Annotated in this window: 6 protein-coding genes; all 6 read left to right on the forward strand. The window is 38.5% G+C overall.

The features are described 5' to 3' along the window. The first annotated feature begins 182 nt into the window (after positions 1-182). On the forward strand, positions 183-833 hold the full coding sequence (locus D7Z26_RS10365) for a DUF4272 domain-containing protein (RefSeq protein ID WP_120976453.1): 651 nt from the start codon (positions 183-185) through the stop codon (positions 831-833). Positions 834-1,275: 442 nt separating this feature from the next. After that, complete coding sequence (locus D7Z26_RS10370) at positions 1,276-1,677, forward strand: rhodanese-like domain-containing protein (RefSeq protein ID WP_120976455.1); 402 nt, start codon at positions 1,276-1,278, stop codon at positions 1,675-1,677. Positions 1,678-1,990: 313 nt separating this feature from the next. Next, complete coding sequence (locus D7Z26_RS10375; protein ID WP_120976457.1) at positions 1,991-2,392, forward strand: hypothetical protein; 402 nt, start codon at positions 1,991-1,993, stop codon at positions 2,390-2,392. Positions 2,393-4,784: 2,392 nt separating this feature from the next. After that, positions 4,785-5,180, forward strand: a complete 396-nt coding sequence (locus tag D7Z26_RS10390) for a hypothetical protein (RefSeq protein WP_120976461.1) — start codon at positions 4,785-4,787, stop codon at positions 5,178-5,180. 281 nt (positions 5,181-5,461) lie between these two features. Beyond that, on the forward strand, positions 5,462-5,686 hold the full coding sequence (locus D7Z26_RS27175; protein ID WP_147423844.1) for a DUF6199 family natural product biosynthesis protein: 225 nt from the start codon (positions 5,462-5,464) through the stop codon (positions 5,684-5,686). Between the two features lie 313 nt (positions 5,687-5,999). Then, a partial coding sequence (locus tag D7Z26_RS10395) for a serine hydrolase (protein ID WP_147423845.1) occupies positions 6,000-6,404 on the forward strand: 405 nt, incomplete at its 3' end.

The following is a 6,404-nucleotide window of genomic DNA, read 5'->3' on the forward strand; positions in this document are numbered from 1 at the left end:
CCCCTCGGTCCGGCAGCGGGATTTCGGGGAAGCGTTGGCCGGACACATCCGCACCGACTAATCGCATCGCGCCCGGCGACACCGTCGCCTTAAGTCGGTGGGACGTCGTGAACACATGAACGTTTGGCGAAACCGACGAAACAGCACTTCACGAAAATCTCATTATATTGGGGAGATGTAAGATGATATTTTCTAGCCAGGCGGAAAGAAGAAAAAGTAAATCAATTGATATTTTAAGACGTTATAACATTCCGTACATAAAACATTTGCCCATAATCGAAACGGAGAAAAACGTAACTTTAAGAACAATAGATGAAATATGTAATCGTGCAATTTGTTTAGCTTTAGTTGCTGCAAAAGGGGAAGGCTTAGAATCGGACATTGTTCATATGAAAGCCAAGGAATATTGTGTTGAGGAACATTTTACACTTGAGGAAGAGACTTTTATAAAATTGACGGAATGCACAGAAAAAGAGCGAGCTAAGTTTACTTGGAGATATGAATCATTATGGGTCTTATTGTGGAGTCTCAAGTATGTAAATAGTCTAGAATTTCCATCAACTATTTGTGATGTTCCTTTTGCAGTTTCTACAATAGTAGACCGAGGAAGAGTTGATTTTTTTTCTAATTCTACGGTTCGATCCAAAAGTGAAATTCTTGATCAAACGGATCTTTATTTTAGATACCATTGGGCGACAAGAGAAGCTCAGTTACGGAATCAGCCTATTCCATCAGGACTAGAACCAGGTGTTGTGTATGAGCGTCACTATTCTTTAAATTGGTTGGTTAATTATGAAGATGAAGATTGGGACAATGTATCCACCAATACTTAAATGTGTGTTGCGGTCTGAATAAATAAAAGATATTTGATGGTGATTCAAAGAAGCGTCGACATCGCCTAACAAAATGTTCACGCATCGGCGGACAAGCCGCCTCGGTCCCGGGAGTTAAGTCAGAGCAGTAATTGCCGGGACACATCCGCACTACCTAACCGCATCACGGCCGCTCACTACGTTCGCTTAAGGTGGTGGGACGTCGTGAACACGGAAACGTTATAGGAAATCATCGCAAATCATAAAAAACTTTAGCAATAATAGTAAATTGGATTCTTGCAGATATTTAACTAACGGGCAGTTTTGTGGATGCAAGTATTTCGCGAGAAAGTCTGAATATCTTTGAAAACGAAACATGATTTCGTGAAAGATGAAGGTTCATGTATTCCATAATCAGCATATAGATAATGTAGTATTTAACTTGTAAGAATGAGGTGGATAAATGACAAAAACCTTCGCTCAGTTAGTCAATGAGGCAAGAGAAGACATTCAGTTGATTGCCCCAGAAGAGGCACAAAAAATGTTAAAAGACAATCCAGATACTTTAATTATTGATGTTCGGGATGCATGGAACATTCGTCAGACAGGAATGATATCAGGGGCTGTTCCAATTTCGGTCGGAATGCTGGCAGCCAGAGCCGACCAAAATCTTGAAAAATATCGCGACCAACGTTTACAGGACCGTACAAGACCAATTATTACAGCTTGCAATGTCGGAGCCATAGCCTCATTTGGTGCTAAAACCCTCAAGGACATGGGATATACGAACATATACATTCTTGAAGGTGGAACGAATGCTTGGAAAGATGCAGGACTTCCTATAGAGGAATACGTTGAGAAGTGAAACAAGGTTAGGACCATCGATCACGGGCTGCCAGCAATGTAACATGGCAGCTCTTGCTTAGTCACTCAACTAACGAGAAACGATAATTCAAGAAAACTGATGAAGATTTTTCGAAGAAGGCGCTGACATCCTATAACAATGTGTTCACGCATCGGGGCTTACGCCCCTCGGTTGTCCGATGTATAATCATGGAAGAAGCTCAGACAACACACGACCCAGCCTAAGATAGGAGCTATCTAAGGCTGGGCCGCGTCGTGAACACGGAAACGTTATACGAAACAGTGGCAATTATTTTTTAAGAGAGAAGATGCATATGAAACCTGATTATCATGACATGGGAATGTCTATAACTATGGGAAACGAACTTCGGAAGTTCGTTGAAGATCAATTAGTTAAAGATTTATTTTATTATTACAAGTTTACTGGTGAGCTCCGCTTTGATTGGTCAGACAGTTGTGTAGAAGGAGAAGATCTAAATTATCTAGATGGCTCACTAGACAGGTATTCAGGCATTATGATCTTTAATGCTAATGATGAACCAGTTGCTGATGGTTTGATGGATTTTGAGTATTTAATGAAATCCGACCAATTAATAATTTTTTGGGTGTACCTAGATATTATTGTTGATGGAAAAAGAATTAAGGCAATTGAGGTAGAAGAAGATCTTCTGAAACACATCAAGGAATTAATAAAAGAGTGTACTGAAAGTAATTAATAATTTGTTATGTAATTCAAGAAGGCCAATGCTTCGTATAACATCATATTCACGCTTCGGGCCATTCGGCCCTCGGTCCGGCAGAAGTTAGATGTGGATTCAGGGAGGGATTTTCAGTTGCGACGAAGCGGAATCAGCCGGACACATCCGTACCGACTAAGCGCATTGCGCCCGGCGACTTTGTCGCCTTAAGTCGGTGGGGCGTCGTGAATACACGCACGTTAGCTGAAATTGACCAAAGGCGTGAGAAACATTAAAAACGATACTAAACCGATATTTAGTTACTTAGGGTTCGGAATATTTTTCGCAACATTGCTAATCCATCTAATCTATAAATTCATAAAGATTACAGATGTGGGAGTAGGGATGCTTTTGTCCCTTCTAAATGCATTGTTATTAGTATTCACTTTGTTATGGAGTGTAATGGGGATAATTGAATTTTCATTATTAATGAAATCACACACTATTATCAGAAATTCATTTAGAAATAATGAAATCCACAATTTTGAATACAAGATAAAACTAAGAAGACAAAAAATTTATTTGTCAGTAAATGTAGGCTATTTAATTATTATCATATGTCAGTTTGGATATGTCATAAAAAACTGGGATGAAGTAAATATTTAAGTTTAAGTATTTTGATTGCAATTCAAAGATGCGGTCAACTTCAGCTAACACCATGTTCACGCATCGGCGGACGAGCCGCCTCGGTCCGGCAGGAGTTAGATGTGGGTTCGCAGAAGTAATTGGAAGCAGCAGGGAAGCAGAATCAGCCGGACACATCCGCACCGACTAACTGCGCATTCGCGCAGCCGGCGACGTTGTCGCCTTAAGTCGGTGGGACGTCGTGAACACAAGAACGTTATCTGAAAGCCCCCAAGTGCAAAATTTTTCAAATACATTTATTTGTTGTAAGATAGAAACAAATAATTTAGGAAGTGAGGTTATTCTATGATACCTCCTTATGTTGTAGATCTCTAGGTACGTTGCCCAATACCCTTTTAACGGGTAAATCTAAAGCAATTACCAGGGATCTTATTGTTTAATGATGATGAAGTAAAAGCATGGGAATTGGAACTGCATTATAAGTATTTGAATGGACAGATTAGGTTTAAGAGAGATTTCGATCCAAGGCTTAAGAACCTCAATGAATATCGAAATCACAGAATAACCAAACACGTTTATAATCATGAAGTTAAATGGATCCGAAAACTCACTCAAAAAAGATTTAGAATGAAATTCAAACGTAATATCTTAAACGAAGAATACTATAGACCTGTACCACATGATTTTCGAACATATGGATGGTTGTCTTTTTAATCAGGTAAGGAGAGAAGAAATTCTCTCTTTCTTTTTTTATAAAAATTGATTGTAATTCATGTATTGGGAGCCATCAGATAACACCATGTTCACGCGTCGGGGCATTCGCCCCTTGGTCCGGTAGGAGTTAGATGAGGATTCGAAGAAGTACTTAGCAGTAGTAGGGAAGCGAAATCAGCCGGACACATCCGCACCGACTAAGCGCATCGCGCCGACGACTTCGTTGCCTTAAGTCGGTGGGACGTCGTGAACACAAGAACGTTATGCGAAAGATGATTACTTACAAGTAATACATAGAAAGCAGGCTCGAGATGAAAAGGTTCCTCAAAATAATAAAGAATTTATTTTTTATAATGGCTATTTTATATCTCTTATTTTCTTTCGTACCATATCTAATAATAGACAGTGTAAAGAATGTCTTTGTTATTGAGTCAATAAGTATTTTATTATTAGTTCCATTCATATTATTAAGCCATATTAAACCCAAAAAACAAATAACAGACATCAGACAACTATTAATTTGGATAATTAAGATTTCAATTGTTATCTTTGTTTCAATTGTTGTATATAAACCAGTCTTGAATAATACGAAGGATTTACTAATTCTCCTTAACTCTAAACCGAAAATTATTATTGGTACGGTTGAAGATAATTTTGAACGTATTGATAATTCTCGTTTTATTTATCTAGATACTGATCGTTATACCCATTATATTGCCTCTCTGGATGACGACTTTATTATCGGTAAAGAATATACTCTATATTATTTGCCAAATTCAAAGATTGTAATAGATTTTAAGATTAATAATTAATTAATTGAATTGCATGTTTATTCAAGAAGAATCATCCTTCGCATAACACCACATTCACGCGTCGGGGCATTCGCCCCTCGGTCCGGCCGTAGCGATCGACAGTGTAGTAAATTCAGCCGGACACGTCTGCACCGACTAACCGCATCGCGGCCGGCGACGTCGTCGCCTTAAGTCGGTGAGACGTCGTGAACACAAGAACGTTATAGGAAATCAGCGTAACACCGTAAAATCGAAAAAACAAAAGTGGGTGGTGTGTCTTGATGAAGAAAGTGATTCAAGTTTTCACTGTTATTTTTGTTTTCATACTTTTGGTTAGTTGTCAAAGTAAGAATAAAGAGCCGATTATTTTGTTTAAGGACGAAAACAAAGAAATTATCTTAACCAATTTAGATTTGACTACAATAAAGGTTGTATCGTTTTTAGATTCTGAAAACAAAGGAACTCGAGGATTATATATTGAATTTAAGAACAAGGACAAATTAGAGCAGATCACAACGAAGAACTTAAATAAATCAATTCAAATCTATTGTAGAGACCAACTTATCACTACACAGTATATTAGTCATGTTATTAAAGGAAACAATCTGGGATTTAATGAAATGAATGAAGGAACACTTAAGCAATTTGAAAACATTTTGAATGCGGAACATTTTTAGTGACTTGCAAGTACTTCAGTGAAGACGCTGACATCCTATAACTTCGTGTTCACGCTTCGGGGCATTCGCCCCTCGGTCCGGCAGGAGTTAGAAGTGGAATCGGAGAAGTAATTGGCAGCAGCAGAGAAGCAGATTCAGCCATACACATCCGCACCGACTAAGCGCATCGCGCCCGGCGACTCCGTCGCCTAAAGTCGGTGGGACGTCGTGAACACAAGAACGTTAGGTGAAATCCGGGAAACATCAGAACAAACCCAACATCACGATAAGGAGATTTTGAAATGAGTGTAACACTTTTTTCAGTTATTGCTTTAATCCTTGGAGTACTCTCATTAATATATCCAAGATTTTTTTGGAGAATATCACAATATAAATTCAGAATAAGTAAAGATAATGTTACTTTTGACACTATTGAACCTGGAACAACTGGAATAGTAATTACAAGAATATCAGGAGTTATATTTATAATCGTTTCTATTTTATATATTATAAATGTGTTTTATTAATGATGAACTTCAGTCTTGGGAATACTTATTAATTACTTTATTAAAAGACGAATATACAGTGAATTCGAGGAAGTCCCGGACATCACCTAACACCATGTTCACGCTTCGGGGCATCCGCTCCTCGGTCCGGCAGAAGTTAGATGTGGATTCGGAGATGCAATTGGCAGTAGCAGGGAAGTAGAGTCAGCCGGACACATCCCACCACCTAACCGCATCGCGGCCAGTCGCTTCGCTCCTTTAAGGTGGTGGGACGTCGTGAATATACGAACGTTAGCAGAAATGCTGATAATAACTAATAGGAGCAAACATTTCAATGATGGAAATTCCATATCAGAATAAAATAAATAAAGAAAGCTTAAAATCATTTGTTAGTTTTCTAGAAAAGGAGAAAATTGAAAGCTGTTTGATGAGCTCAGGTCAAGATATTGTACTTCAATATTTTAGAAACAATAAATCTAAAACTAAACTTCACAAAGTTAACTCATGCACGAAGAGTATTACCTCATGCTTAATTGGAATTGCTTTCGAACAGGGATTGCTTCCAGATCTTAATACACCTATTGTTAATTACTTTCCATCGCTTCAACAGGATAAGGACGATCGGAAACAACGTATTACAATTGATCACTTGTTAAGTATGAGTGCAGGTTTTGACTGGCCAGAGATGGGGGAATGGAATGGTTGGCCACAGATGATACATAGCCCCAACTGGGTCAAT

It is taken from the genome of Cohnella endophytica (genome assembly GCF_003628305.1).
Classification (GTDB): Bacteria; Bacillota; Bacilli; order Paenibacillales; family Paenibacillaceae; genus Cohnella; species Cohnella endophytica.

Coding starts and splice junctions, on each gene's coding strand:
- D7Z26_RS10365 (WP_120976453.1), top strand. CDS start 183: ATGATATTTTCTAGCCAGGCGGAAAGAAGAAAAAGTAAATCAATTGAT.
- D7Z26_RS10370 (WP_120976455.1), top strand. CDS start 1,276: ATGACAAAAACCTTCGCTCAGTTAGTCAATGAGGCAAGAGAAGACATT.
- D7Z26_RS10375 (WP_120976457.1), top strand. CDS start 1,991: ATGAAACCTGATTATCATGACATGGGAATGTCTATAACTATGGGAAAC.
- D7Z26_RS10390 (WP_120976461.1), top strand. CDS start 4,785: ATGAAGAAAGTGATTCAAGTTTTCACTGTTATTTTTGTTTTCATACTT.
- D7Z26_RS27175 (WP_147423844.1), top strand. CDS start 5,462: ATGAGTGTAACACTTTTTTCAGTTATTGCTTTAATCCTTGGAGTACTC.